The 26229-nt window shown below is 67.6% G+C and carries 23 protein-coding genes and 3 pseudogenes; 13 read left to right on the top strand and 13 right to left on the bottom strand.

The window, feature by feature from the left end:
• Positions 1 to 603, bottom strand: coding sequence for a recombinase family protein (locus tag QNA09_RS24415; RefSeq protein WP_003939266.1), 603 nt, complete (start codon positions 601 to 603; stop codon positions 1 to 3).
• A gap of 197 nt (positions 604 to 800) precedes the next feature.
• Between QNA09_RS24415 and QNA09_RS24410 the strand changes: the two genes are divergently transcribed.
• The 12 genes from QNA09_RS24410 (at position 801) to QNA09_RS24355 (ending at position 13029) form a co-directional block, all read left to right on the top strand.
• On the top strand, positions 801 to 1160 hold the full coding sequence (locus QNA09_RS24410) for a helix-turn-helix transcriptional regulator (protein WP_003939265.1): 360 nt from the start codon (positions 801 to 803) through the stop codon (positions 1158 to 1160).
• Entirely contained in the window at positions 1157 to 1753 is a 597-nt protein-coding gene (locus QNA09_RS24405; RefSeq protein WP_003939264.1) for a cadmium resistance transporter, read from the top strand. Before QNA09_RS24410 ends, QNA09_RS24405 begins: the two co-directional genes overlap by 4 nt.
• 256 nt (positions 1754 to 2009) lie before the next feature.
• The gene (locus QNA09_RS24400) at positions 2010 to 2399 is read left to right on the top strand and encodes a helix-turn-helix transcriptional regulator (RefSeq protein WP_081637036.1); all 390 of its coding nucleotides are present in this window, start codon (positions 2010 to 2012) and stop codon (positions 2397 to 2399) included.
• The gene (locus tag QNA09_RS24395; protein ID WP_006943047.1) at positions 2396 to 4354 is read left to right on the top strand and encodes a cation-translocating P-type ATPase; all 1959 of its coding nucleotides are present in this window, start codon (positions 2396 to 2398) and stop codon (positions 4352 to 4354) included. Before QNA09_RS24400 ends, QNA09_RS24395 begins: the two co-directional genes overlap by 4 nt.
• Complete coding sequence (gene lspA / locus QNA09_RS24390; protein ID WP_006943046.1) at positions 4351 to 4860, top strand: signal peptidase II; 510 nt, start codon at positions 4351 to 4353, stop codon at positions 4858 to 4860. The genes QNA09_RS24395 and lspA overlap by 4 nt, the downstream gene beginning before the upstream one ends.
• Before the next feature lie 5 nt (positions 4861 to 4865).
• On the top strand, positions 4866 to 5039 hold the full coding sequence (locus tag QNA09_RS24385; RefSeq protein ID WP_081637035.1) for a DUF3703 domain-containing protein: 174 nt from the start codon (positions 4866 to 4868) through the stop codon (positions 5037 to 5039).
• A gap of 1414 nt (positions 5040 to 6453) precedes the next feature.
• Positions 6454 to 7011: a TlpA disulfide reductase family protein gene (locus QNA09_RS24380; RefSeq protein WP_040273242.1), complete on the top strand. Its 558-nt coding sequence runs from the start codon at positions 6454 to 6456 to the stop codon at positions 7009 to 7011.
• Positions 7008 to 7814, top strand: coding sequence for a cytochrome c biogenesis CcdA family protein (locus QNA09_RS24375; RefSeq protein WP_006942282.1), 807 nt, complete (start codon positions 7008 to 7010; stop codon positions 7812 to 7814). The genes QNA09_RS24380 and QNA09_RS24375 overlap by 4 nt, the downstream gene beginning before the upstream one ends.
• Positions 7811 to 9442 (top strand): cytochrome c biogenesis protein ResB, encoded by a 1632-nt coding sequence (locus QNA09_RS24370; RefSeq protein ID WP_162919271.1) that lies wholly within the window; start codon positions 7811 to 7813, stop codon positions 9440 to 9442. Before QNA09_RS24375 ends, QNA09_RS24370 begins: the two co-directional genes overlap by 4 nt.
• Before the next feature lie 4 nt (positions 9443 to 9446).
• Positions 9447 to 10406 (top strand): c-type cytochrome biogenesis protein CcsB, encoded by a 960-nt coding sequence (gene ccsB, locus QNA09_RS24365; protein WP_119699266.1) that lies wholly within the window; start codon positions 9447 to 9449, stop codon positions 10404 to 10406.
• A gap of 114 nt (positions 10407 to 10520) precedes the next feature.
• On the top strand, positions 10521 to 12020 hold the full coding sequence (gene lnt / locus QNA09_RS24360) for an apolipoprotein N-acyltransferase (RefSeq protein ID WP_040273286.1): 1500 nt from the start codon (positions 10521 to 10523) through the stop codon (positions 12018 to 12020).
• A gap of 256 nt (positions 12021 to 12276) precedes the next feature.
• The gene (locus QNA09_RS24355; RefSeq protein WP_040273277.1) at positions 12277 to 13029 is read left to right on the top strand and encodes a M23 family metallopeptidase; all 753 of its coding nucleotides are present in this window, start codon (positions 12277 to 12279) and stop codon (positions 13027 to 13029) included.
• A 931-nt stretch (positions 13030 to 13960) separates the two neighbouring features.
• Here the strand turns inward: QNA09_RS24355 and QNA09_RS24350 are convergent.
• The 9 genes and pseudogenes from QNA09_RS24350 to QNA09_RS24325 form a co-directional block, all read right to left on the bottom strand.
• Complete coding sequence (locus QNA09_RS24350; protein WP_006946599.1) at positions 13961 to 14896, bottom strand: M56 family metallopeptidase; 936 nt, start codon at positions 14894 to 14896, stop codon at positions 13961 to 13963.
• Positions 14893 to 15255: a BlaI/MecI/CopY family transcriptional regulator gene (locus QNA09_RS24345; protein ID WP_006946598.1), complete on the bottom strand. Its 363-nt coding sequence runs from the start codon at positions 15253 to 15255 to the stop codon at positions 14893 to 14895. The genes QNA09_RS24350 and QNA09_RS24345 overlap by 4 nt, the downstream gene beginning before the upstream one ends.
• A gap of 192 nt (positions 15256 to 15447) precedes the next feature.
• A pseudogene (locus tag QNA09_RS29225) lies at positions 15448 to 15597 on the bottom strand (alpha/beta-hydrolase family protein); the annotation flags it as partial.
• Between the two features lie 73 nt (positions 15598 to 15670).
• Positions 15671 to 16126, bottom strand: a pseudogene (locus QNA09_RS29220) (alpha/beta-hydrolase family protein); the annotation flags it as partial.
• A gap of 44 nt (positions 16127 to 16170) precedes the next feature.
• Positions 16171 to 16401, bottom strand: a pseudogene (locus QNA09_RS29215) (alpha/beta-hydrolase family protein); the annotation flags it as partial.
• 457 nt (positions 16402 to 16858) lie between these two features.
• A complete protein-coding gene (locus tag QNA09_RS24340; protein WP_040273279.1) occupies positions 16859 to 19297 on the bottom strand; it encodes a phosphoketolase in 2439 nt (812 codons plus the stop codon).
• Between the two features lie 52 nt (positions 19298 to 19349).
• Complete coding sequence (locus QNA09_RS24335; RefSeq protein WP_006937121.1) at positions 19350 to 21800, bottom strand: cation-translocating P-type ATPase; 2451 nt, start codon at positions 21798 to 21800, stop codon at positions 19350 to 19352.
• 132 nt (positions 21801 to 21932) lie between these two features.
• Complete coding sequence (locus tag QNA09_RS24330) at positions 21933 to 22184, bottom strand: membrane protein (protein WP_040273282.1); 252 nt, start codon at positions 22182 to 22184, stop codon at positions 21933 to 21935.
• Complete coding sequence (locus QNA09_RS24325) at positions 22181 to 22426, bottom strand: DUF2892 domain-containing protein (RefSeq protein ID WP_006937119.1); 246 nt, start codon at positions 22424 to 22426, stop codon at positions 22181 to 22183. The genes QNA09_RS24330 and QNA09_RS24325 overlap by 4 nt, the downstream gene beginning before the upstream one ends.
• A 224-nt stretch (positions 22427 to 22650) precedes the next feature.
• Between QNA09_RS24325 and QNA09_RS24320 the strand changes: the two genes are divergently transcribed.
• On the top strand, positions 22651 to 22917 hold the full coding sequence (locus QNA09_RS24320) for a heavy-metal-associated domain-containing protein (protein WP_081636973.1): 267 nt from the start codon (positions 22651 to 22653) through the stop codon (positions 22915 to 22917).
• 344 nt (positions 22918 to 23261) lie between these two features.
• On the opposite strand, the gene QNA09_RS24315 is transcribed toward QNA09_RS24320, so the two are convergent.
• Genes QNA09_RS24315 through QNA09_RS24305 form a run of 3 tightly spaced genes read right to left on the bottom strand, consistent with a single transcriptional unit; the run spans position 23262 to position 25582 of the window.
• Positions 23262 to 23741, bottom strand: coding sequence for a hypothetical protein (locus QNA09_RS24315; RefSeq protein WP_006937117.1), 480 nt, complete (start codon positions 23739 to 23741; stop codon positions 23262 to 23264).
• 11 nt (positions 23742 to 23752) lie between these two features.
• Entirely contained in the window at positions 23753 to 25291 is a 1539-nt protein-coding gene (locus tag QNA09_RS24310; RefSeq protein ID WP_006937116.1) for a multicopper oxidase family protein, read from the bottom strand.
• Between the two features lie 45 nt (positions 25292 to 25336).
• Entirely contained in the window at positions 25337 to 25582 is a 246-nt protein-coding gene (locus tag QNA09_RS24305) for an SHOCT domain-containing protein (protein WP_185113645.1), read from the bottom strand.
• Positions 25583 to 26229 lie beyond the last annotated feature (647 nt).

Below are 26229 nucleotides of genomic sequence, written 5' to 3'. Positions count from 1 at the left end.
TCACACCTGCTGGGAGACCGTGTCGCGGTCGCGGGCAGCTTGTTGGTGCCGGTAGAGAGTGGCGCGGGACCACCCGACCAGCCGGGCGGCCTCTTCGGCTGTGCGGCCCTTGGCTCTGGCGTCTCGGGCGATGTCGAGTTTTTCGGCAATCACCGCTGGGTCAACAGGTGGACGACCGAAGCGGGTGCCGCTCTGCTTCGCCGCAGCGATGCCGGCATTGACTCGCTCGGTGATGAGCTCGCGCTCGTACTCGGCCAGCGTTGCGAGCATGCCCAGCATCAGCCGGCCGGAAGTGGTCTCCGGGTCGATGCCGTCCGAGAGAGACTGGATCTTGACGCCCTTGTCCCGAAGCAGGTTCACAGTGTTGAGGACATCGATCAGGGAACGGCCGAGCCGATCGATGCGCCATACCACGACCGTGTCGCCGGGCTCGACGTAGTCCAATAGCCGCTTCATCCCGGGGCGCTCGATCGCGGTCCGGCTACCCGAGGTCACATCCGCAAACACATCCCGCTTCTGCACCCCGGAATCCACGAGTGCATCCAACTGCAACTGCGCGTCCTGACTCGCGGTACTCACGCGGGTGTACCCCAACAGCCTCATGACCCGATTGTGCCTCACAAACCCCTGCCGAGCACCACCCTGCGACACTTTGCAGTGAGACGACTTCGAGAGACGAAAAATGTGTCCATTGACCCATGAAGCGATCTCGAATTTCAGCCTCCACCTGATGTCTCATAAATCTTTAGGTTTTTAAGGCGCTGTCCCAACAGTTCAGCAGACGCTGTATAGTTCAGTAAGTGCTGACTATTGTTTCTCGTGTGGATGTGATGAACCGGTTAGGGCGGGCGATGGCCGACCCGACGCGGTCCCGGATACTGCTGACCTTGCTGCAGCAGCCGGCCTACCCGGCGGAGCTGGCCCGCGATTTGGAGCTGACACGGTCGAACGTGTCGAACCATCTGGCATGCCTGCGCGACTGCGGGATCGTTGCCGCAGTGCCCGAAGGCCGCCAGACCCGGTACGAGATCGCAGACCCGCACTTGGCGCGGTCGCTATCCTCCTTGGTCGAGGTCACCCTCGCGGTCAACGAAAACGCCCCCTGCTTGGAGCCCGACTGCTCAGTGCCGGGTTGTCACGCCACGGAGGTGCAGGCGTGATCCTGTCCTCGGCCCTGCAGGCGATCGGCCTGTTCATTGCCACCAATATCGACGACATCATCGTCCTGTCGCTGTTTTTCGCCCGCGGAGCAGGCCAACGCGGCACCACCGCACGCATTCTGGCCGGCCAGTATCTTGGCTTCGTCGGCATCCTCGGCGCCGCAGTGCTCGTCTCCCTGGGCGCGGGAGCCTTCCTGCCCCCGGGGGCCATCCCTTACTTCGGACTGATCCCACTGGGCTTGGGACTGCGGGCCGCGTGGCAGGCCTGGCGCGGGGACGATGATGACGACGACGCAAAGATCGAGGGCAAGAACGTCGCAGTATGGACCGTGGCCGGCGTAACCTTCGCCAACGGCGGCGACAACATCGGCGTCTACGTCCCCGTCTTTCTCAACGTGGGCACGGGAGCCGTAGTTGCCTACTGCATCGTGTTCCTGGTGCTGGTGGCGGGACTGGTGGGCCTGGCCAAGTTCGTCGCCACCCGCCGACCGATCGCCGAAGTCCTAGAGCGCTGGGAACATATCCTGTTCCCGACTGTCCTGATCGGCCTGGGCGCCTTCATCCTGATCAGCGGCGGAGCATTCGGACTCTGACAAAACCGACGCAAACCCCACCACGCACCCGTGAGTCGCCGACTCGCTCTAATTCTTCCGGCCAGAACGCCCGATTGGTACGTCGCCGCCAAGAAGTAGCCACAGAAGACCGCCACAAAGCGATCAAGTCCACACCGGATTCCGCAGGACGCGATCGGGTGCCTGGTGGGGGTGGGGTGTGCTGTCTGAGGATCGTCAAACAGCACACCCTCCCAGGTAATTCCGTATAATCGTCGTAACCCGCTATCATCGCGGCATGACGATCAATGCGGACTGTTGTGCGACCAGAGCCTCATCGAGCGCGGCAATCCCGAATCTCGATGCGGCGGTCGCGTTGTTCCACAGCCTCTCGGACGGAACCCGGTTGGCGATCGTGCGCCGCATCGCTGAAGGTGAGGCGCGGGTGGCGGATCTGGTTGGCGAGTTGGGGTTGGCGCAGTCGACGGTGTCGGCACACGTGGCGTGCCTTCGAGACTGCAATCTTGTCGAGGGCCGCCCGCAGGGCCGGCAGGTGTTCTACTCGCTGGCCCGGCCGGAGTTGATGGACCTGCTCGCGGCCGCGGAGACGCTGCTGGCCGCGACCGGGAACGCGGTCGCGTTGTGCCCGAACTATGGCACTGACGCTGATGCGGGGGTGACGGCATGAGCGACGCGTGTGGTTGCGGCCACGACGAGCCCCGTCCTGAGGGTGAGGAGGAACGCGAGCCCGAAAAGCTGTGGCAGGTCACCGAGATCCGGGCCGCCGCCGCGGCCGGTGTGCTGCTCGTCGCGGCCCTGATCGTCCGAGTTGCTGGCGGAGCCGATGCCCTCGGATTAGGCCTCGAGATAGCGGCGCTGATCGTGGCCGGCTACACGTTCGTCCCGTCGACACTCACGCGGCTGGCCAAGGGCAAGATCGGTGTCGGCACGCTGATGACGATCGCGGCGGTCGGGGCGGTGATACTCGGCGAGGTCGGCGAGGCTGCCATGCTCGCGTTCCTGTTCGCGATCAGCGAGGGACTCGAGGAGTACGCGGTCACCCGCACCCGCCGTGGCCTGCGCGCCCTGTTGTCCCTGGTCCCAGACACCGCCACGGTGCTCCGCGGCGGCCGCGAGGAGACTGTGGCCCCGGCGGAACTCGCTCTCGGCGAGATCATGATCGTCAAGCCCGGGGAACGGATCGCTACCGACGGCATCATTCGCACCGGCCGAACCGCCCTGGACACCTCCGCGATCACCGGCGAGTCGGTGCCCGTCGAAGCCGGGCCCGGTGACGAGGTGTTCGCCGGGTCGATCAACGGCACCGGGGTCCTCGAGATCGAGGTCACCGCTGGCGCGCAGGACAACTCGCTGGCCAAGATCGTGCGGATCGTCGAGGCCGAGCAGTCCCGCAAGGGCGAGGCACAGCGTCTGGCCGACAAGATCGCCAAACCTCTTGTCCCGGCCGTCATGGTGGCGGCCGCGATCATCGCCGCCGTCGGCAGCCTGGCCGGGGACCCGCGGGTGTGGATCGAACGCGCCCTCGTGGTGCTCGTCGCAGCCTCACCGTGCGCGCTGGCGATCGCGATCCCCGTCACGGTCGTCGCCGCAATCGGCGCCGCGTCCAAGCTCGGTGTCCTGGTCAAGGGCGGTGCCGCGCTCGAAGCGCTCGGCCGCATCCGCGCCGTCGCGTTGGACAAGACCGGCACCCTCACCCGTAATCAGCCCGTCGTGATCGACGTCGCCACCGCGAACGGCACCACACGCGAAGACGTCCTCGCAGTGGCCGCCGCATTGGAGGCGCGCAGCGAACACCCGCTGGCCCGAGCGATCCTCGCTGCCGTCGACCACTACGTGCCCGCGGATGAGGTCGAGGCCGTGACCGGTGCCGGACTGACCGGCCACATCGACGGCACACCGGTCCGGCTCGGCCGACCCGGCTGGATCGACCCCGCTGTGCTCGCCGCCGATATCGAGCGGATGCAGCACGCCGGCGCCACCGCGGTCCTGATCGAACGCGCCGGCACCGTCATCGGAGCGGTCGCCGTCCGCGACGAACTCCGCCCCGAGGCGCGCGAGGTGATCGCGGGCCTGCGCCGCGACGGCTACCACGTCGCGATGCTCACCGGCGACAACGACCGCACCGCCCGCGCCCTGGCCACCGACGTCGGCATCGACGAGGTGCACGCCGACCTGCGCCCGGAGGACAAGGCCCGCATCGTCGGAACCCTCCGGACTGCTCGTCCGACCGCGATGGTCGGCGACGGCGTCAACGACGCGCCGGCCCTCGCCACCGCGGACCTCGGAATCGCGATGGGTGCGATGGGAACCGACGTCGCCATCGAAACCGCCGACGTCGCCCTGATGGGCGAGGACCTGCGCCACCTGCCTCAAGCACTGCATCACGCGCGCCGGTCCCGGACGATCATGCTGCAGAACGTCGGCCTGTCCCTGGCGATCATCACCGTCTTGATGCCGCTGGCCCTGTTCGGTGTTCTCGGCCTGGCCGCCGTCGTCCTCGTCCACGAAGTCGCCGAGATCGTCGTCATCGCCAACGGCGTCCGGGCCGGGCGCGCCCGAACCCTCACCGCGGCGACACCCTCGGCGATCGCGCGCGAACCGCTCGCCGGAGCCCGGTCATGACGTCCGCTGAGGTCCCTGTCTCGACCTCCCCGGCGGGATGGCGTCACGGCCGCCGCACCCTCGTCACGGTCGCCGTCATCCTGGCGGCGGCAGCGATGGTCGTCGGTCCGATTGCACACGAAGCCCTGTCCGGAGGTCGCACCGTCGACCTCGGCCTGCTGCAACTGCAGCTGACCTACAACACCGGGGTCGCGTTCAGTCTCGGTGACCAACTCCCCACCGCGGTCGTTCTCACGGTCACCGCAGCCGTCACCGCAGCGATCAGCGTGTTCGCCTGGCGCACCGCACCTGACGGCCGACCGATCCAGACCGTCGGACTCGCCGCGATCGTCGCCGGCGCCACCGCGAACGTCATCGACCGACTCCTCGACGGCAAGGTGACCGACTACTTCTATACCGGATGGTTTGCCACCTTCAACCTCGCCGACACCTTCATCACCTGCGGCGCAGTCCTCGTCATCGGTGCCCTACTCCTCGAATCCGCCAGCAAGGACGACGTGCCGTGAGCCGAATGGCTGAACACCTGCGCAGCGCCTACACCGCGGAAATGACCGCCGCCCGCCGCGCTGCCAACAACACCAATCCCTGGCGGCACCTCGAACGCGCCCACATCATCTCCCAGCCCTACCCCGGGAAGACCGGCTTCCGGCTCGGGTTGGTGCTTATCACACCTACTTCCTGCTGATCCGCGGGGATGGAACAGTCCGATGATCCCGCCCAGGACAACCCGTGGACCTGGAAGTAGAGCTGTCCGGCTGACGAAGCCTTCCCGGCCGGGTCCGCCTCGATTCAGCCTCGCCTGACTGTCGTCCGCATGAACACGGCACCGCGACGACGCCGGCAAGATCCGCTGCTGTCGGGTCCGGCCGAAAAACGAGCAGATCGCCCCGGAATACCTGCTCAGTCTTCAACTGGAACCGACAGCTGCGCCTGTCTCTGACCTTGACCCCGCCCGGCAACAGCGCACGTCGGAATGTATCCCTATCACCAGTCGAGTGTGTGCAGGCGAGATCCTGATTCCCGCACACCGGCCCGCTGGTGGTCGGCGAGATCTGTCAGGTAATCGGAGGTCTACCTGCGGTTCATCGACGTCACCAGGTTCGGTGACACCACCCCCGGATCATTCGAGAGACAGGGGCAAGAAGTCATACCGAACTTAGCGACCGTCGCCCCGCGGTGCGGGACCACCGAAGAAGGTAGCGGTACGTTCCATTCTGTCGCGTGGATCAGAGAAGCACCATGATGACGCCTGGTGATCAGGTGCAGGTCGGCCCGGGCGCGGCATACCCCGACCCAGGGAAACCGACCCACAAGGAAAATGGCCGTCGAGCCGCAGCTGAGCCCGGCCAATCGGCCGGTAAATACTATGTCGCGTAGTATTTCGACCGGACGACAACGGAAGGGGCCCACATGTCTACCAGAGCTGCGCGGTCGATCGCGTGTCCGCTCGTCATCGCCGGGCTCGTGGGCCGTTGTGGCCTGACGGGAAGACGACGACAGACCCCCAGCGGATTCCGGCCTACCGCCCACGACCGTAGCCGCACTCTCCAGCCCGGCTGGCAGGGCCCTGCCCGGTCCGGGCGCACCACCGTCCTGTCCGACCGGCGCCGGCGTCGGCACCGCGCGCCCTGGAGCGGACACAACGGTGCGGTGCCGGAGTCCGGAGCGGCCGGTCGATGTCGGTGCCGCCATGACCGGGGCGCCGGCACTGCTCGCCCGGGGGGCGTCGTGGTACGGACCGTGCCGGGAGAGGATTCCCCTGTTCAAAGCCTACGCTCACGAGACCGGCGCGGTGCGCGCGATCGGGGTCAACGTGCCGGATCCCGTGGCTTCCGCCGCGACGCCGACGACCGACCTGTGCATCGGCTATCCCTCGTTCCTCGAGACCGACGACCGGGCGCAGAATGCTCTTGCCTGCCTACCCGGGCTGCCTCCGACCTTGCTCCGGCGGCGGGACGGTTCGGGGGGGACCGGATCGCCACTCCTACGATGCGCTCGGACCGGCTCCGTGCCGCCGTCAACTGGCTGCCGTGAGGAGGGGCGCGACGCCGACTGGTCGACTGGGGTGTCGACTGCTGGCACGGGCGGTCCTCGCCGTGATGGTGCTGCTGGGGGCCGGTGCCTGTGGCACCGGAACCGACGCCGTCGCCCAGGGCGGCACCTTCGATTTCGTCGCCCCCGGCGGCCAGACCGATATCTTCTACGACCCGCCGTCCGCCCGCGGCACCCTCGGGCCGCTCTCCGGCCCGGATCTGATGGCCGACGGTGTCACCGTGGATTTGGCCGACTATGCCGGCCAGGTGGTGGTGCTCAATCTGTGGGGCCAGTGGTGCGCCCCGTGCCGCAGCGAAGCCGACGATCTCGAACGCGCCTACGCCGCCACCCGGGCTCTGGGGGTGCAGTTTCTCGGCATCAACGTCCGCGATCCTCAACGTGACAAGGCACAGGACTTCGTGATCGACAACAACGTCTCCTACCCGTCCATCTACGATCCGCCGATGCGCACCCTGATCGCCCTGGGGGGGAACTTCCCCACGAGCGTCATCCCCTCCACCCTCGTTCTCGACCGGCAGCATCGGGTCGCCGCGGTGTTCCTGCGGGCGCTGCTGACCGAGGATCTGCAGCCGGTCATCGAGCGAGTGGCGGCGGAGTCATGATCGTCCTGGCGCAAGAACTGGGCACCAGCTTCCAGACGGTCGCCGCCACCGGGCCGCTCGTGTTCGCGCTGGCGGCGGCGGCGCTGGCCGGTCTGGTCTCCTTCGCTTCGCCGTGCTGTATTCCGCTCGTGCCCGGGTACTTGTCGTACCTGGCCGCGGTCTCGGGGGCGGAAGCACCGACGGTCACGGCGGGCGATACGCGTGTCCGCGCCGCCGGACGGTGGCGGGTCACCGGTGCCGCGTTGTTGTTCGTCGCCGGGTTCACCGTGGTGTTCGTCCTGGCCACGGCGTCGGTCTTCGGGGTGATCGGGGCGTTGCGCGTCAACCAGGAACTGCTTCAACGCATCGGTGGCGCCGTCACCGTGGTCATGGGGTTGACCTTCCTCGGGTGGGTCCCCGCCTTGCAGAAGAATCTGCGTTTCGCCCCGCGGCAGATCTCCTCGCTGGCAGGAGCTCCCTTGCTGGGTGGAGTGTTCGCCCTCGGCTGGACACCGTGCCTGGGCCCGACGCTGGCCGGGGTGCTCTCGGTGGCCGCCGGCACCGAAGGCACCACCGCCGCCCGTGGCGTGGTGCTGATCATCGCCTACTGCCTGGGGTTGGGATTGCCGTTCGTCGCGCTGGCCTTCGGCTCCTCTTCCGCCCTGCGTGGGGTGGGATGGCTGCGCCGCAACTCCCGCAATATCCAGATCGCCGGGGGCATGCTGCTCGTGGTGGTCGGATTCGCCTTGATGACCGGAGTCTGGGAGATGTTCATCGCCTGGATCCGCGACGAGTTCGTCACTGACGTGGTGCTGCCGATATGACCGTCACCGACCGTGCTCCGGCCTCGAAGCCGTCACCGCCGCCGGAACCCTCACCGCTGCGCCGAGCCGTCGCCACGGCACGCAACCTATGGCGTCAGCTCACCTCCATGCGCACCGCTTTAGTGTTGCTGTTCCTGCTCGCCCTCGCTGCCGTCCCCGGGGCGTTGCTGCCCCAGCGAAGCCTCAACGCCGGCAAGGTCGACGAGTACATCGCCGCGCGTCCGGTCCTCGGCCCCGTCCTGGACCGGCTCGAAGCGTTCGACGTGTTCGCCAGCTTCTGGTTCACCGCCGTCTACGCCCTGCTGATGGTTTCGCTCATCGGCTGCCTGATCCCCCGGCTGCGCGAGCATCTGCGCGCTGTGCGCAGCGCCCCGGTACCTGCACCGCGCAACCTGTCGCGATTGCCGCATCACCACCAGGGGCTGCTCGACGCGCCGGTCGAGGAGTCCCTCGACCGGGTCCACGACCTGCTGCGAGGCTGGCGTCTGACCACCCGCACCGAGCCCGGCGCGGTACAGGCGGTATCCGCGGAAAAAGGGTATCTGCGCGAAGCCGGCAACCTGGTCTTCCACTTCTCGCTGGTCGGGCTGCTGGTGGCGGTGGCCACCGGTCGGCTGTTCGGGTACGAGGGGTCGGTGATCGTCATCGCCGACGGCGGGCCGGGATTGTGCAACACCTCCCCGGCGGTGTACGACTCGTTCCGCGCCGGAGCCGCCACCGACGGCACCGGACTCGATCCGTTCTGCCTCAAGGTCGAAGATTTTTCCGCCGACTACCTCGACAACGGGCAAGCCGAAATGTTCACCTCCACGCTGTCCTACCAGACCGGCACGGACATCGGCACCGACCGCTGGCAGCGGTACCAAGTGCGGGTCAACGAGCCGCTGCGGCTGGGCGACGAACGGGTGTATCTCACCGGTCACGGTTACGCCCCCCGGTTCACCGTGACCTTCCCCGACGGGCAACAACGCACCGAGACACTGCAGTTCGCCCCCGAAGACGCCACCACGTTCCTCAGCAGCGGAGCGCTGCGCTTCGACCCGCCCGGCGGCACCTATCCGGATCCGGACGAGCGTCGCCGCAACCAGATCGCGATCGAAGGATTGTTCGCTCCCACCGCCGCGTTCAACGGCACCCTGCTCACCTCGGTGTTCCCCGACATGCGCGATCCCGCAGTGGCCGTCGACATCTACAAGGGCGACACCGGCCTCGACACCGGCATTCCCCAGTCGATCTTCTCGCTCAACGCCGAGATGATCAACCAAGGCCGACTGGTCAAACAGGCCCGGGTCAACCTGCGACCCGGAGAACACACCACCCTCACCGACGGCACCACCGTCCGGTTCGACGGCGCCGAGGAATTCGCCTACCTGCAGGTCTCCCACGACCCTGCCCAGAACTGGGTGCTGGTCTTCGCGATCACCATGATGGGCGGGCTGGTGGCCTCACTGGTGATCAAACGCCGCCGGATCTGGGTGCGGCTGCGCCCCGCCGGCCGCGGCACCGCCGTCGAACTCGGCGGGCTGGCCCGCACCGACCACGCCGGCTGGGGACCGGAATTCACCGATATCTGCCGACGCCTGGCCCCCGGGACCGGGGCATCACCTGCTGCGAAAGAGGACCGCTAGAGCCATGCCGATCGACGACACCCTCGCCCGTTACTCCGACCTGAGCTTCGAGGCCGCCTTCGCCGTCTACCTGCTGGCGTTTGTGCTGTTCGTCGCCGAATTCGCCGCGGTCCGCACCCGCCGCACCGACCCCACCCTCGTCCCCGCCGCAGCTGTCCCCCCGGCAGCCCCCGGGCCCGGCCGGGTGATCACGCCGACCGGGCGCGAGCTGTCGGACCGGCTCGGCCGGATGGGCATCAGCGTGCTCGTGGTCGCCTGGATCCTGCACGTGGGGTCGATGGTGCTGCGCGGGCTGGCCACCGCCCGTTTCCCCTGGGGCAACATGTACGAGTTCGTCACCGTCACCGCCGCGATCGGGGTGCTCGCCGGTCTGATCGTGCTGCGCCGCCCGGCGCTGCGGGTGGTGTGGATGTTCGCGTTGCTCCCGGTGCTGGTGCTGCTGTTCGTCGCCGGCACCGTGCTCTACGCCGACGCCGCCCCGGTGGTGCCGGCGTTGCAGTCGTTCTGGCTGCCGATCCACGTGTCGGTGGTGTCCGTCTCGAGCGGGGTGTTCCTCGTCTCGGGGGTGGCCAGCATGTTGTTTCTGCTGGCGCTGCGCGCCGAACACCGCCCCGGGAGCCGGCTGGCGACGATGACGGCGCGCCTGCCCGACGCCCGCGCCCTCGACCGCCTGGCCTACCGCACCACGATCTTCGCCTTCCCACTGTTCGGCGCCGGGGTCATCCTCGGGGCGATCTGGGCCGAGGCCGCCTGGGGCCGATTCTGGGGCTGGGACCCGAAAGAAACCGTCTCGTTCATCGCCTGGGTGATCTACGCCGCGTACCTGCACGCCCGCGCCACCGCCGGCTGGCGCGAAACCCGCGCCGCATGGATCAACATCGCCGGTTTCGTGGCGATGCTGTTCAACCTGTTCGTCATCAACATGGTCGTCTCCGGCCTGCACTCCTACGCCGGGCTGAACTGACCCTGCCCACCCCGACCCCGGCAGACGCATCGGCCTCTCGCCGCAAAGGACCATATGACCCTCGCCGTGACAGGCACCACTGCCGACACCGGACCGTGGCCGAGCCGACGGGAGATGTGGTCACCACGCCTGCTGCGCTGTGCTGCCGCGGCGCTTGCGGGGCTGCTGCTGTACGCCAGTTTCCCTCCCCGCACCGGATGGTGGTGGCTGGCTCCGGCCGGGATCGCCGTACTGACCGCAACGGTGACGCGCCGCAGCCTACGTGCCGGATTCGGCTACGGCTACCTTGCCGGCCTCGGGTTCTTCCTGCCGTTGCTGCCGTGGGTGGGGGTCTACGTCGGAGCAGTGCCGTGGGTGGCGCTTGCCGCCGTCCAGGCGCTGGCCGTCGGCGGGTTCGGGGCACTCGCCGCGGCGCTCAGTTCTCGCCCAGGGGCGCCGCTGTCCATCGCCGGAGCCTGGGTGGTCACCGAGGCGGTGCGCGCACGAGTGCCCTTCGGTGGATTTCCCTGGGGACGGCTTGCTTTCGGTCAGGCCGAGGGCCCTTTCCTGTCTCTGGCATCGTTCGTGGGCGCGCCGGGAATGAGTTTCGCTGTGGCACTGACCGGTACTGCCGCCGCAGCTGCCGGGGTCTTCCTGCGAGTCCGGCGGCGCCGCGCAGGGCTTTCCATGGCCGCGCTCGCCGGGGTACCGCTGGCATTGTCACCCCCGGCCGCGGTGATCGGCTCGGTGGCCGCACCGGGCCCGCCGGTCACCGTCGCCGCAGTGCAGGGCAATGTCCCTCGGACGGGGCTGGACTTCAATGCCCAACGGCGCGCTGTACTCGACAATCACCTTGCGGCCACCGAACGGCTCGCCGCCGAGGTGGCAGCAGGACGACTCCCGCGTCCCGATCTGGTGATATGGCCGGAGAACTCCTCGGACATCGATCCACTACGCAACCGTGATGCCCGCGCCGGGCTCGACCGGGCCACCGCGGCGATCGGTGTGCCGGTCCTCGTCGGCGCCGTCCTCGACAACGGTGACGGCACCAGCGGCAACAGCGCACTGGTGTGGGATCCGACCACCGGCCCCGGCCAGCAGCACCTCAAACGCCGCCTGGTGCCGTTCGGTGAGTATCTTCCGCTGCGCCCGGTAATCGAACGGTTGTGGCCGGCCTCGGCTCGAGCCGGCAACTTCGTTGCGGGAGACGGCACCGGCCGCATCGATCTCAACGGTGTGCCCGTCGCGGTGGCCACCTGCTATGAAGTCGCCTTCGACGATGCGGTCGCCGAGTCGGTGCGCGCCGGAGCTCAATTGATCACCGTCCCCACCAACAACGCCACATTCGGGCGCACCGAGATGACCTATCAGCAATTGGCCATGTCGCGGGTGCGCGCCGTCGAGCACGGCCGCTCCGTGATCGTCGCGGCCACCACCGGAGTCAGCGCCTTGATCATCCCCGACGGCACTGTCGTCGAGCACAGCGCGATGTTCACCGCCGACACCCTCGTCGGAAAGCTCCCGCTGAACACCGAACTGACTTGGGCCACCCGCCTGGGCGCTGGACCGGAAGCATTGTTCTCCCTCGCTGCTTTGCCCTCTCTACTGGTCCGTCGTCGGCCTCACACCCGATGAACTACTAAACGAGGTAGTTTTTTCCGTACTCGTCGTATATCTTTTCGTTATCTTCAGTTACCGGCTCCCTACGGGCGCCGGAGAGAAAACGCATGTCAGGAGTAGTTAAGTGGGGCGACACCATCTTTCCGCGCCGGACCGGGACCGACGCATCCGTGACACGACTGTGACTTTTCGGTCACAGTCGTCAGGGCGGAGCGGTCGCCACCGGGTACAAGCAGCACGTGAGACGCACACGACCGTGTGGGCCTCGGCAGTGGCCACCGGAACGCTGCTGACGGTGGGTTCCCAGTTTGCTTCTCCTGCGGTGGCCGGTGCGCACCCCACCCAGGTGAACAACGACGTCCACGCTGCCGCTCCCCTCCCTGCAGACATGGCCGCGCTGACCGCCCTGCCCGAAGTCGATGCGGCACTCGACCAACTCGCCGCCGCCCAACACCTCCTCCCCACACTCCCTACCCCGGATCCAACTCCTGCCCCGGAGGCGAGCCAGGTCCCGACCCCCCAGCCGGCCCCGGATCCCGCCCCCTCACCCGCACCGGCTCCGGCCGCCCCGTGGAACGTACCCCCGCTCGCCGTCATGGCCCCGCCGACGTCGCCCCAGCCGCTCGCAGTGGCACCCGTCTCGGGGACCTTGACCTCTCCTTTCGGCCCCCGATGGGGCACCACCCACGCCGGCCTCGACATCGCCAACAACATCGGCACACCGGTGTACGCGGCCGCGGCCGGCACCGTGATCAACTCCGGCCCGGCCTCCGGGTTCGGCTTATGGGTCCAGATCCGCCACGACGACGGATCGACCACCACGTACGGGCACATCAACGAGACCTTGGTCGCGGTCGGCCAACAGGTGCAGGCCGGCGAGCAGATCGCCACCGTCGGAAACCGAGGTCAATCCACCGGCCCGCATCTGCATTTCGAAACCACGGATTCGAACGGGATGAAGGTCGATCCGATCCAGTGGCTCGCAGCACGCGGAGTCGCCGAGGCGGACCTGGCGCGCGTGTAGTTCACGCGTGTCTCTAGTGCGTCGAGGACGCTGCCGTGATTTGGGGCGCTCCGAAACGGTCATACCGACCCTGAGGAGACCTCGAGCACTCATTTTGAATGCATGGGTGGCCGCGGGAGCGATAGCGGTGACGCAGCGCCGCGGCGTCCGTCCTCGACAATTCTCCAGTCCGTTAACGTCCCGTGGCGGGGCGTACGCAGGCGCCTCCTCTCGGGTGACCTCGATGTGGTGTCCTGGTCGCTCCGGGGATCGCCACCGAGGGCGCACGTGAGGTACGAGTCCCCGCACGCGGGTGGCAGCTCAGGCCCCGGCGTCGGAGACCCTGGAGATGAGGTGTTCCGGCGCAGCTTCCTCGCTTCGCTGAACAGACGCAGCCTGTCCGTGCCCGATTGGTGATCGGCGACCAGCATGCCGACGTGGCCGCCGCATTGCGGCGCCGCTTCCCAAGGGTGGGTTTCGTCAATGGTCTGGCCGCAGGGGCGAGGCGTCACCGGTGCCAGGTGCATGTCGTGCGTGATGGCGCTGGCACACGTGCCGTCGACAACGTCGCAGTCCGACATGGTCACCGCGGTGTTTCGCACGATCTTCGTCCAGTCCGATCCCGACCAGTTGGCCGCGGATTCCCCAAGATCGGTCCTTTGAGGGGCCACGCCAAGGCGGTGGTGTCGGCGTTCAGTGCATTCCCGCGCGCGCATGGTCGAAGATTTAGTCGACCACTCCGTTGGGTGGGTAGACAAGAGGCTCGAGTGCTGAGCCGGCGTCGTGGGATCGCCCGCAGGCGAAGCAGCCGTGCTCCGGCTCGAACACCGCGCTCCGGGCCAAGAACCTGTGGATCCAGGATCTGCGGAGAGGACGACGCGTCGCGAGCCCGGTGGGCGCCACCGCTACAGAGAGGAACTACCGCTGCAGGGTAGGCCCTGGGGGATCCTTCTCAGGCCACACACGCGACGGCGGACGCAACGGTGGCGCCCGCGAGAACGGTGACGGCGGGCCCCAGCATCGAGACGGCGACGATGGCCGCGCATGACAGTCGCGGCCAGCGTGCCCGACCGGTAGTCCGCAACTTCCGCAGCCGCAGTGACGTGTCGTTGCTCAATCCCAACGTCCCAGCGGGGCGGGGCAAAGAGGACGCCGACACCGCAGTCAACGCGGCCCGTACCGTGGGAACGCTGGTGATCCGGGCCGCGTGCTGATCCGCAGTGAGTTCGACGAGAGTCTTCACGGCAGTTGGGGCCGCACCGAAGAGGGGTACGTAGGGAAACACCGCGGCGAGAATGTCGCACGCACTGACGATGCGATGGTGCCGGCCCAGTAGGTGAGCGCGCTCGTGCGCGAGCACAGCGTCGCGTTCGCCGGTGCTCAGACAGTTGGACAATCCTTCGGTAGCCACCACGAAGCCGGGCCGACCGCTGACGCTGTAGGCCAAGGGCATCGGATGATCGAGCCACATCACGTCGTCGCCCCGTGATCGAGCAACGATGGCCACGACCTCACGGTGGTAGTCACGCACCCGTGCCTGCGCCCGCGTGTATCGCCGGCCTATCGCAGTCGTGCGGACTACCGCGGCAACCAGAGCGAGAGTTCCGATGCCGGCGAGCGCCTCGGTGATCCATGGCGCCGCGGCGTGAGAGACAACCGACAAACACCACACCAGTGCCTCGACGGTCGCTTCGGCGGGGGCATGGTCGGGCCAGAGGGAAACGACGACCGCCGACGTGCCAAAGAACAGCGTGCCGCCGATGCTGCCCAGCCACGCTGCCAGCGCCAGCCCCGGCGGCAAGGGTGTGTCGGTCAGGCGTTGAAGCAGCCTCGGTGACGCTACCGCGATCAGAACGGCACCGAGGAGCAGAATTACGGCCAAAGTCATCGATTGGGCGTCCTACGCGTCCGGCCTCGACGCAGAGCGTCGAACTCCCGATCGGTTACCGTCTTAGCGAAATGCAACAGCACGGCACTGGAGTCGGCGCTGCCGTCGAGCAACGCCCGCAACGCCTGGGAAGTGGCTTCCTCTCGGCTACAGGTGGGCGAGTAGAAGTAGGCGCGGCTACGTTTCACCCGCTGCACCCAACCCTTTTCATGGAGGTGGGTCACCACGGTCAAGATCGTGGTGTAGGCGAACTGCTTGCGGTCGCGCAGGCGCTCCACGAGGTCGTGCACCGACTGTGGTTCGTCGGTGGACCACAGTTCGTTCATCACCTCGGCTTCGAGCCCCCCCAGTCCCTGCATAGTTCTCCTTGCAACATCCGCCATCCGTCCATCGCCCCGGACGGGGCTCCCCGGCTATGGGTTCCTCGTTCAGCGGTTATCCCTTGTCATGCTACTAAGTAGCGTAGTTGGGCGCCTATCACACCGAGAAGGTGCGGTCCGTTTCCCGACCGAGGGACTGTTCGGGGGTGTGGTGGCCGGCGCGCGGTGTTCTCAGCGCTTCTGTGGTGACGCCGCCGCAGCGCGAGCGATACGCTCGGTGTCGGTTTCGCTCCATCCCTGCGGCGTTGCGACCGCGACCCAGGCGTAGGGCATCAGGTCGGTGTAGTTGTGTCCGTGTCCCGGCGACGCAGCCTGCGCCTCGGCGAGGTCGACGGGTTACCTGTCCGAAGGTCACGAACGGGTGCCAGCGCATGGCGGGGCTGCGATCAGAACCTGGCGTTTCGGACAGCCAGTCCGGCCGCGAAATCACTAGCGCAGGATCCCACCACACAAGCGGATCGGAGCTGTGTTGCAGGTACAACATCCGTGGGGGCGTCCACGGGCCGGTCGCGGTGTGCAACGCGTCCGTATCGGACCCCGCCAGATCCTGCCGGGTCGCGGCGAACCGGACGACGAGCCCACCGGCGTAGGTCGGCAGCACCTCGGTTGTGCAGGGATCGCGCCGATCTTGCACAGTGCGCCACAGCCGCGTCGAGTTCGGGGGACCGACGAACAGTGCGCCGTCGACCGATCGCCGCAGGTCATCCAGGTCATCGAAGGCGGATTCCATCGCCTGCGCGCCGAGACCGTCACCATAGACAACCAGGCGCGGGCGGTGGTCCGGAGGAAGCTGCGCCCACCGCTGGCGGACACCTTCGACGAGCGCGGTGGCGGCGGCTCGGTCGACCAGATACGAGAGTCAGCTCGGCAGGAACGAGTACTGCATGCGACGATGGCGGTGTCTCCGTTGTACATCAACTCTACGGAGTCGGTTGCGACCGGATCGATTTCGCCGGCCCCGGTCGTACCGGCCACGACGAGGATCTTCCGATCCCACGCCCCGGTGCGATCGAGTTCGGCGAGAACCAAACTCACCCGCGCGGCGATGCCGGTCGTGGATTCGAGGCCGACGTAGACCCGGATCGGTTCGCGGGCCGCGCTGGCGTCGATCGTCGCCAATTCCACCGGTCCGCGACCGCCGCTGACGAACGACCGCCCCTGCAACCCGAGTGTGTCCCACGACGACGAGCACCACCACCACCGCCAGCAGCAGCACGCGCGGTGCAGCTACATTCGCCGCGCCCGCAGGCAGTCGCACTCGCAGGCAGTCGCGCTCGCACGCGGAGCAGATGCCCCACCCCGCAGTACCCGGCCGCAATGGACCGTAGGTGACCGCACCCAGGTGGTGCACTGCGGGTCACCCTAATGAGAGCCGGCAGGTCCGGCGATACGGCAGACTCGTCACCGGTAGCGGCGGACAGGTGAGCACTCGATCTAGGGCGACATGCCCGTGGACCGCTCGCTCCGCACCGACGAAACCAGGTGAAGCACCCCGGGACGAGGCGGGCGTCCGCCGCAAGAGCATCGGCAGACGAGCGAGACACCGCAGCACGTCACCTGAATCAGATTGCATGTTCTCCGGTCATGCTTGGTGCTCGGCGGAAAGAACTTGGTCGGATGTCCCCGGGACCGTTCCCCGTGCCCGGCCCCACTCCCAGTCGCGGATGTCGGGCATGTCCTCCCCGTGCGTGCGGATGAACTGGTGGTGCTCGACGAGCCGGTTCTTCAGGTACTCGCGCGCGTACGCGGAGATCGGATGCAGACGGGGCACCCGGTCGACGACGTCCATGGCGAGGTCGAACCGGTCGATCTGGTTGAGCACGCACATGTCGAACGGCGTGGTGGTGGTGCCCTCCTCCTTGTACCCGCGCACATGGATGTTGTCGTGGTTGGTACGCCGGTACGTCAGGCGGTGGATCAGCCACGGGTAGCCGTGGTAGGCGAAGATCACCGGCTTGTCCGTGGTGAACAGCGAGTCGAATTCGCGGTCCGACAGTCCGTGCGGATGCTCCGTGTGGTCCTGCAGCCGCATCAGATCCACGACGTTCACGACGCGGATCTTCAGGTCGGGGAACCATTCGAGCAGGATCTCCACGGCGGCGAGGGTTTCCATGGTGGGCACGTCGCCGGCGCAGCCGAGCACCACGTCGGGTTCGACCCCCTGGTCGGTGCCGGCCCAGTCCCAGATCCCGATTCCCTTGGTGCAGTGCACGATTGCCGCATCCATGTCGAGGTACTGCAGTTGCGGTTGCTTGCCGGCGACGATCACGTTGACGTACTGCCGGGTGCGCAGGCAGTGGTCGGCCACCGACAGCAGGGTGTTCGCGTCCGGCGGCAGGTACACGCGGATGACGTCGGCCTTCTTGTTGACGACGTGGTCGATGAAGCCCGGGTCCTGGTGCGAGAAGCCGTTGTGGTCCTGCCGCCACACGTGCGAGGTGAGCAGGTAGTTCAGCGACGGTATCGGCCGGCGCCAGTCGATGCCGTTGGTGGTGCGCAGCCACTTGGCGTGCTGGTTGAACATCGAGTCGACGATGTGGACGAAGGCCTCGTAGCAGGAGAAGAAGCCGTGCCGGCCAGTCAGCAGATAGCCCTCGAGCCAGCCCTGGCAGGTGTGCTCGGACAGGATCTCCATCACCCGCCCGTCGGGGGCGAGTCGGTCGTCGGTGGGCAGGATGCGGGCGTTCCAGGTGCGTGCGGTGGCCTCGAGGACCGGACCGAGGCGGTTGGAGTTGTTCTCGTCCGGTGAGAACACGCGGAAGGTGCTCGTGTTCTCGCGCATGACGTCGCGCAGGAAGGTACCGAGCACGCGGGTCGATTCGACGCTGCCGGTACCGGGCGCCTCGACCGGCACGGCGTAGTCGCGGAAGTCCGGCAACGCCAGGTCTCGTACGAGCGGCCCGCCGTTGGCATGGGGGTTGGCGCTCATCCGCCGCTCCCCCGCCGGGTGCAGGTCGCGGATCGCGGGCACGGGGGCACCGTGGTCGTCGAACAGTTCCTCGGGCCGGTAACTGCGCAGCCACTCCTCGAGAATCTTGCGGTGGCTTTCGTCGTCGCGGGCATTGGCGAAGGGCACCTGGTGCGAGCGCCAGTACCCTTCGACCGGGAGACCGTCGACCTCCTTCGGTCCGGTCCAGCCCTTCGGGGAACGCAGCACGATCATCGGCCAGCGCGGTCGCTCGGTGACCCCGTCGCGGCGGGCGCGGCGCCGGATCTCGAGGATCGCATCGACGCAGTGGTCCAGGGCCGCCGCGAACGCCTGGTGCATGCGCTCGGGATCGGAGCCCTCGACGAATACCGGATCGTGGCCGTAGCCGCGGAGCAGGTGCTCGAGCTCGTCGTGGTCGATGCGGGCGAGGACGGTCGGGTTGGCGATCTTGTACCCGTTCAGGTGCAGGATCGGCAGCACGGCGCCGTCCCGGCGCGGGTCGACGAACTTGGTGGAGTGCCAGCTGGTGGCGAGGGGCCCGGTCTCGGCCTCGCCGTCGCCCACCACGGCAGCGACGATGAGGTCCGGGTTGTCGAAGGCGGCGCCGTAGGCGTGCGACAGGGCGTACCCGAGCTCGCCGCCCTCGTGGATGGACCCGGGTGTCTCGGGGGCGACGTGGCTAGGGATGCCGCCGGGGAACGAGAACTGGGTGAACAGCCGGGCCATGCCGTCCGCATCCTGGGACACGTCGGGGTAGATCTCGCTGTAGGTGCCCTCGAGCCAGGCCGCGGCGACGGGCCCGGGACCGCCGTGCCCGGGACCCATCACGTACATCACGTCCAGCTCGCGGGCGGCGATCGCGCGGTTGAGGTGGGCGTAGACGAAGTTCAGCCCCGGGGTGGTGCCCCAGTGTCCGAGCAGCCGGGGCTTGATGTGCTCGGGACGCAACGGCTCGCGCAGCAGCGGGTTGCCCATGAGGTAGATCTGCCCCACCGACAGGTAGTTCGCGGCTCGCCACCAGGTGTCGAGCGCGGCGAGCTCCTCGCGGCTCAGCGGTCCGGTGCGGTCCGGCGTATGCACGGTTGTGTCCATGGTGTTCCTCGTCTCGTCGTCCAGCGCGAGTGTCCGCGGCAGCGACTTTCGGTCAGCGTGGACCCGTCGGTGTGGGCTCGGGCGCCCGCGTCCGCTCGCTCGGTTCAGGCTGGGGCGGCGTAGGCAGTTGCAGTCGTTTGAGCATCAGTGCGTTGACCGCGACGATCAGGCTCGAGCCGGACATCGAAATCGCGGCGATCTCCGGGCGCAGCACCAGCCCGAATGCGGGCTCGAACACGCCGGCGGCGATCGGCAGCGCGATGACGTTGTACCCGACCGCCCAGCCGAGATTCTGCCGCATCTTGCGCAAGGTGCCCCGGCCGATGCGCAGCGCGATCGGCACATCCAGCGGGTCCGAACGCATCAGCACCAGATCGGCGGTTTCGATCGCGACATCGGTGCCGGCACCGATGGCGATGCCCAGATCCGCCTGCGCGAGGGCGGGTGCGTCGTTGACGCCGTCGCCGACCATGGCGACCTTCTTCCCGCCGCGTTGCAGTTCGGCGATCTTGTCGGCCTTGTCGCCGGGCAGCACCTCGGCGATGACGGTGTCGATGCCCAGTTGTCCGGCGATGCGCCGGGCTGTGGCCTCGTTGTCGCCGGAGAGCATGACCACCTCGATGCCGAGTTCGTGCAGCGACGCCACCGCCTCGGCCGAGGTCTCCCGGGCGGCGTCGGCCAGGGCGATCACCCCGACGCCGCGGCCGTCGACCGCGACGAGGACCGCGGTGCGGCCGGTCGACGCCAGCTCGTCGCGTCGGTCCATCAATGCCCCGAACTCGACATTCTCGGCCACCATCAACTTGCGGTTGCCCACGGCCACCCGCCGGCCCGCCACCTCGGCGACCGCGCCGTGTCCGGGCACGTTGCGGAAGTTCTCCAACGACACCTCTGGTATGTCGCGGGCGGTCGCGTAGCGCACGATCGCACCGGCGAGGGGATGCTCGGATTCGCGTTCGACCGCCGTCACCAGAGCCAGCATTTCGTCCTCGTCGAGCCCGTCGACGACGACGTCGGTGACCTCCGGTTCGCCCTTGGTCAAGGTGCCGGTCTTGTCCATCACCACGGTGTCGATGCGGGCCGAGGTCTCGAGGGCGGTGGCGTTCTTGAACAGCACGCCGCGCTGGGCGCCGAGGCCGGTGCCGACCATGATCGCGGTCGGGGTGGCCAACCCCAGCGCGTCGGGGCAGGTGATCACCACGACGGTGATGGCGAACAATATCGCCATCTGTACGTTCCCGTCGACGAGCCACCACACCAGGAAGGTGCCCACGCCGCCGATCAGGGCGACGAAGACCAGCCAGAACGCGGCGCGATCGGCCAGGCGCTGGCCGGGTGCCTTGGAGTTCTGCGCCTCTTGCACCAGTGCGACGATCTGCGCGAGCGCGGTGTCGGAGCCGACCTTGGTCGCCCGGACCCGCAGGGTGCCGGTGGTGTTGATCGAGGCACCGATCACCTCGGATCCTTCGGTCTTGGTCACCGGCAGGGACTCCCCGGTGACCATCGATTCGTCGACCTCGGAACTGCCGGTCTCGACGGTGCCGTCGACCGGGATCTTCGCCCCCGGTCGGATCAGAAGCAGGTCCCCGACCACGACCTCGGCGGTGGGGATCTCCACCGGCTGCCCGTCGCGCAGGACCACCGCCTGCGGGGGGGCGAGTTCGAGCAGGGTCCGGATGGCGTCGTTGGCGCCGCCGCGGGCGCGCATCTCGAACCAGTGCCCGAGCAGCACGAAACTCGCCAGCACGGTGGCGGCCTCGTAGAACACCTCGCCGCCGCCGGTCAGGGTGACGCCCACGCTGTAGAGCCAGCCGGTGCCGATCGCGACGGCGACGAGCACCATCATGTCCAGGGTCCGCGCCTTCAGCGCCCGGAAGGCACCGTCGAAGAAGATCCAGGACGAGTAGAAGATCACCGGCAGGCTCAGCAACAACATGAACACGTCGTCGCGGAGGCCGAACGGCGCCGGCACGGTGAATCCGAGGACTTCTCGGCCGATGGGAGACCACAAGGTGATCGGGATCGACAGCACCAGCGCCACCAGGAACCGGTTGCGCATGTCGCGGACCATGGCGTCCATCGACATCCCGGCGTGACCGCCGTGGCCCATCATCTCCTGGGCGGAGCGGGTGCCGTGCTCGGCGGGCATTTCGTGCGCTGCATGGCCTCCGTGCGCGGCGTGTTCGGTATGCGTCGCGTGCTCGGCATGGGGTGTTCGAGAGTCGAGGGCAGGGTTGACCAGTTCAGAGGGTGCCTCGGTCATCGGATCACAGATGTGATGCGGGACCGACCGCCCGGTGCAGTGGTACCCGCAGTCCCGCACCCATGTCGACAGCTCCGCCACCGAGGTTCGGGTCGGGTCGTAGGTGACGGTGGCGGTCTGGTTTGCCGCGTTCGCCTCCACCGTGGTCACGCCCGGTCGGCGCCGTAGCACCGATTCGATCACTGCAGTCGATGTCGCCCAGTGCAACCCACCGACCTCGAGAACGGTGGTTTCGTCCATTCGCTTCGACTCCTCTTGTGATGATGATGGTGGGTCGTCGGGTCGCCTCGGAATGGCGACTACGGCACTCGGCCCTCTGTGCTCGCGGGACGACTGACCCACGGTATCGAGACCAGCCCATCGGCGCCTTCGTCAATGCCGGTGTCCGCCCCCGGGGAGCATCATCATCGCCATCATTCCCAGACAGGCCAAGGCGAACACCACCGCTCCGGCTCCTACGGTGCCGGTGAGCACCAATACGAGGGCGATGACGAGCATCGGGATGCAGCACGCGATCATCATCCAGCGGTGACGACCGTGACCGCCACTGTTCTGAGGTCCGCCATGACCCTCGGGATGATCGTGGAGCCCGGGTTGCGGGTCGCGCCGTTCTTCGTTCGTCATGATGTTCCGCCCTTCAACGAGGCTGGGACATATCCCAGCTTCTGGTACAGCGGGCAGTGACCGGTTGCCCCGGTTACCACCAGGTCCAGCCCTGCGAGAATCAACAGCACAGCCAGCACCGCAGTGACCGCCGTGGCGCCGCCCATGAGCACATATGCCCCGCCGACCACGCCGGCGAGGCCGATCATGACTCGGGCAATCCGCTCGGCGGGTGTGACATTGATACTCCACTTGTGCATCATCACCGCTCCTCGAGGTCCGCTGGGAGCCGCTATCGCAGCCGGCCTGTCCGAACAGATCCGAGTCTTCCTCCCGCAGATGTGGCCTTGACCGGTCATTCCATGAAGATTCGTTGAAGAATCCTCCGCGCACGCCCTCACCCCTGTGCTAGATACCCCATTGGGGTATATAACCGAGGAGTGGACGGATCTTCCGTCCGTCCGAGCACACGAGAGGGCGTAGAGCAATGAACGGCACCACAGTCAAGGTTCGAGGTATGACATGCGGACACTGCGTGTCGACGGTGAAGGCCGCAGTCGGATCCGTCCCCGGGGTGACCGCCGTGGAGGTGGACCTGCAATCCGGCACTGTCACCAGTACTGGTACCGCATCTCCCCATGCTGTAGCCGAAGCCATTTCGCAAGCCGGATACGATGTCGACTCCGCCGAGCAGTCGATGCCGGCCACTCAGGCCCTTCCGCGAACGGGGAAGTCCGGGGGATGCTGCGGCTGACCCTTGATCACGGCGGCGGCGCCGATGCGCCGCCGCCGTCCGGATCGCAACCGAGGGTGATATGGCCCTACCGGAAGATCGAGCTCAGAGCCGATCAGCCCCGGTTCCTCCCGGCCATGTAACACCCGCGGTGTCCGGAACGACGCTCTTTCCGGCCGTTCTGGCGTGATCCGACCACCGGGCGGACCGATACGCAAGGCTTCCCGAGGCCCGACGGTCGTTGCCTGCGCAGGCGATGCTCCACCACGTACCGCACACGACGCCGAATCGGTACTCGACGCGAACGTACGCGGCAACCAGTAGAGCCGTACCGCCACGGCAGCGGCCATGCCTGCCCAACGATTTCATCCGCCGTGGTGTTCACCGTGTTCGGTCGGGGTGCTGGTCACCGTCGCGGAGGTCTGTCCCGGCAGTTCCGACGGATCGTCGGAGGTGTTTCCGGTGAGAGCGGGACCGATGACGAACGCGGACAGCGCGAACATCCCGGCGAACACCACCAAGGCGATCGCCGGCGCCTTCCAGGTGTGGAAACGACGATACAACCGGCGCAGCATCGGGATCGAGAACACCACACCGAGACCGAAGAAGAGCAGATTGCCGCCGGCGCCGGTGACCAAGGCTGCTCCGGCGATCAGACCGACATGATGCAGCACGTGCGGCACCAAACCCATCACCGCACCGATCGCCCCGGAGACGGCGTTCCACACTGCCGCCAGTGCACCCTTTTTCGTGGGTTCGGCCGCGGCCGCGGGTATCGACTCGTCGATGGGGGCGTCCTGGGCGAGAGGGTGAGAGTGATGATGCTCGCCGGGATGCATCGACATGGGGATCCTCCTCAGGCCCGGTAGGACACGGTCGTCATCATTCCCGCCTCCTGGTGGTAGGCGTTGTGGCAGTGCAGGGCCCACTGCCCGGGATTGTCGGCGTCGAACTCGACCTCCACGGTCTGCATGGGGCGCACTGTGACGGTGTCCTTGCGTGCGCCACCGGAGACCAGCGCGAAGGTGTGCCCGTGCACGTGCATCGGATGGAACATCATGGACATGTTGCGAAAACGCATGCGCACGCGTTGGCCCTGCGCGACGGCCAGGGGTGCAGCGTCGGGGAAGGCACGTCCGTTGAGTGTCCACCGGTACGGAGACATGGTGCCGCCCATGTCCACGCTCAGATAGTTGTCGTGCGACTTGCTCGCCAGACGGACCTGCTCGCGGGGACTCAGGTCGGTACCGAGCAGGACCTGCCGGTCCAGTTCCGCGGGCCGGGTATCGGTGGGGCCGGCACTGCCGGCGCCGGTGCGCACCAGCGCCACACCGTATCCGGGTTTGCCTTCAGCGGCGGCGTAGAGGGGAAACACCCCGTCGGCGAGGGTGACCAGGACATCGAACCGCTCGCCCATGCCGATCAGCAGGGCGTCGGTCTCGCGGGGAGTGACGGGGAACCCGTCGCTGTGGGTGACCGTCATCCGGTGCCCTCCGAGGGCGAGGCGGAAGGCAGTATCCGAACCGGCGTTGACGATCCGCAGGCGAATCCGCCGCCCCGGCACCGCGGTCAAGCTCACCGGATCGGTGGGGATTCGACCGTTGACCAGGTAGTACGGGTAGTTGACATCGCCGGCGCCACCGAGCAGATCCGACTGCATCGTCTCTGCGCCCATGTCCCCCATACCCTCCATGTCTTCCATGGAGCCGTGATCCATTCCGCCCATTTCCCCCGCGGATTCGGATCCCTCCCCGGACGCAGCCATGCCGAGTTCGCGGGCGACGTCGTCGGGGGTGCGTCCGGTGCCGTCGACCCAGTCGTCGAGCACGACGACCCATTCGTCGTCGTAGCCGCCGGGCTCGGCCGGGTCGTCGATCACCACCACCCCATACAGGCCGCGGTCGAGTTGGACTCCCGAATGCGAGTGGTAGAAGTAGGTGCCGGGGTGGGGGGCGGTGAATTCGTAGGTGAACGCACCGCCCGGGGCGATGGGATCCTGCGTCAGTCCCGGGACTCCGTCCATGTCGTTGCTCAGCGCGATGCCGTGGAAATGGATGCTGGTGTCGGCAGGAAGTTGATTGTCCACCCGCACCTGTAGCAGGTCCCCGGCCCGGGCCCGTAGCAGCGGACCGGGCAGCGTGTCACCGTATCCCCAGGTCTGCACGATCCGGCCCCCGAGGTCGATCTGAGTCGGGCGCGCCGCCAGGTGCGCGGGGACGATCGTTTGATTCGCCACCCGGCGCTGGGCTTCGAGCCGGCGTACCGCTTCGGCAGTCGGCGCCACCGGATCCCCGGTGGCCCCGGTTCGGCCGCATCCGGACAGGCCACCGAAGGCCACCGCCCCGGCGGCAGCGGACGCGCCGATCAAGAAACGGCGACGGGACATCTGCACCACACATCACTCCTGAAAACGTCGACAGCGCCCGCTACGGGCGACCGGTCAGCGGGTCGAACGCAGCGCCTTCAGCCGCGTCCGGTATTCCTCGACGTCGATCTCGCCGCGGGCGAACCGGGCGTCGAGCAAGCTCACCGGATCGTCGCTGTGAGGGACGGGTCCGGTGCCGATGCGGTGCTCGGGACGGAACACCGCAGCGATGCCGAACACCACCAGCGCCCAGAAACCGAACATGGCCAGCGCCATCAGCAGCCAGCCGACCCAGCCCATCGCACCCCATTGCCACATCATGGTCGCTCCTTCCTCGAAGCTCGATGTCGATCCTCGTCGCCGAACCCCACGGTGGAGGTAGGCGTTTGATGAAGGTTCGCTGAAGAAGGGCTGCGACGGATCTGCCGCCCCCGCAGGAACCCCGGCCGGTGCAGGGCGTCCGATTACGAGCCACCGGCCAACCCCGCCGCTGCCTACCGAACCGGTGATCCGATCCCCGGTCGAGCGCGTGTCCGGGCGGCCGAGGGATGAAGTGCCGCAGGCCACGGTGGCGCACCGATCCGGATCACACGCCGATGCCGCCGTAGATCATGCCCGGTCCGATCCCTCGAATGTTCTGTCCCGCCGATCGACCACACCGGCGGGGTTCCGATCCTCGACCGCGTAGTCGGGGCCCGCAGTGCCTCACTCCGGTCCAACGCGGCATTCCTGCGGTCGGTCCGCTAGTGGTCATCGGCGTCAGTTCGTCGGTGACCACACCCAGGCAGCCTGCCCGAACTCGGGGAGGTTGCGTCCGGGTCGTGTCGACGCACTCGGGCCAGGTAGTCGTTGAGGTCAGCGCGCGTGTACCGCCAGTCGAACGGGCGAGCAGTGGTGTTGTAGCGGTCCTCGAACGCCAGGATCCGGGTGGCAAGGACATCGAGGTTCGGCGAAGTCGACCGGGGCGA

Origin of the sequence: Rhodococcus sp. AH-ZY2 (assembly GCF_030916465.1) — a bacterium.
Classification (GTDB): domain Bacteria; phylum Actinomycetota; class Actinomycetes; order Mycobacteriales; family Mycobacteriaceae; genus Rhodococcus; species Rhodococcus ruber.
Note: the sequence above shows the minus strand (reverse complement) of the source record. Positions and strands in the feature narration are given on the sequence as shown.

Bases quoted from the DNA above. Each gene is read 5' to 3' on its own strand.
- QNA09_RS24415 (WP_003939266.1), bottom strand. From the start codon at position 603: ATGAGGCTGTTGGGGTACACCCGCGTGAGTACCGCGAGTCAGGACGCG.
- QNA09_RS24400 (WP_081637036.1), top strand. From the start codon at position 2,010: ATGACGATCAATGCGGACTGTTGTGCGACCAGAGCCTCATCGAGCGCG.
- QNA09_RS24395 (WP_006943047.1), top strand. From the start codon at position 2,396: ATGAGCGACGCGTGTGGTTGCGGCCACGACGAGCCCCGTCCTGAGGGT.
- lspA (WP_006943046.1), top strand. From the start codon at position 4,351: ATGACGTCCGCTGAGGTCCCTGTCTCGACCTCCCCGGCGGGATGGCGT.
- QNA09_RS24385 (WP_081637035.1), top strand. From the start codon at position 4,866: ATGGCTGAACACCTGCGCAGCGCCTACACCGCGGAAATGACCGCCGCC.
- QNA09_RS24380 (WP_040273242.1), top strand. From the start codon at position 6,454: ATGGTGCTGCTGGGGGCCGGTGCCTGTGGCACCGGAACCGACGCCGTC.
- QNA09_RS24375 (WP_006942282.1), top strand. From the start codon at position 7,008: ATGATCGTCCTGGCGCAAGAACTGGGCACCAGCTTCCAGACGGTCGCC.
- QNA09_RS24370 (WP_162919271.1), top strand. From the start codon at position 7,811: ATGACCGTCACCGACCGTGCTCCGGCCTCGAAGCCGTCACCGCCGCCG.
- ccsB (WP_119699266.1), top strand. From the start codon at position 9,447: ATGCCGATCGACGACACCCTCGCCCGTTACTCCGACCTGAGCTTCGAG.
- lnt (WP_040273286.1), top strand. From the start codon at position 10,521: ATGTGGTCACCACGCCTGCTGCGCTGTGCTGCCGCGGCGCTTGCGGGG.
- QNA09_RS24350 (WP_006946599.1), bottom strand. From the start codon at position 14,896: ATGACTTTGGCCGTAATTCTGCTCCTCGGTGCCGTTCTGATCGCGGTA.
- QNA09_RS24345 (WP_006946598.1), bottom strand. From the start codon at position 15,255: ATGCAGGGACTGGGGGGGCTCGAAGCCGAGGTGATGAACGAACTGTGG.
- QNA09_RS24340 (WP_040273279.1), bottom strand. From the start codon at position 19,297: ATGGACACAACCGTGCATACGCCGGACCGCACCGGACCGCTGAGCCGC.
- QNA09_RS24335 (WP_006937121.1), bottom strand. From the start codon at position 21,800: ATGGACGAAACCACCGTTCTCGAGGTCGGTGGGTTGCACTGGGCGACA.
- QNA09_RS24330 (WP_040273282.1), bottom strand. From the start codon at position 22,184: ATGACGAACGAAGAACGGCGCGACCCGCAACCCGGGCTCCACGATCAT.
- QNA09_RS24325 (WP_006937119.1), bottom strand. From the start codon at position 22,426: ATGATGCACAAGTGGAGTATCAATGTCACACCCGCCGAGCGGATTGCC.
- QNA09_RS24320 (WP_081636973.1), top strand. From the start codon at position 22,651: ATGAACGGCACCACAGTCAAGGTTCGAGGTATGACATGCGGACACTGC.
- QNA09_RS24315 (WP_006937117.1), bottom strand. From the start codon at position 23,741: ATGTCGATGCATCCCGGCGAGCATCATCACTCTCACCCTCTCGCCCAG.
- QNA09_RS24305 (WP_185113645.1), bottom strand. From the start codon at position 25,582: ATGATGTGGCAATGGGGTGCGATGGGCTGGGTCGGCTGGCTGCTGATG.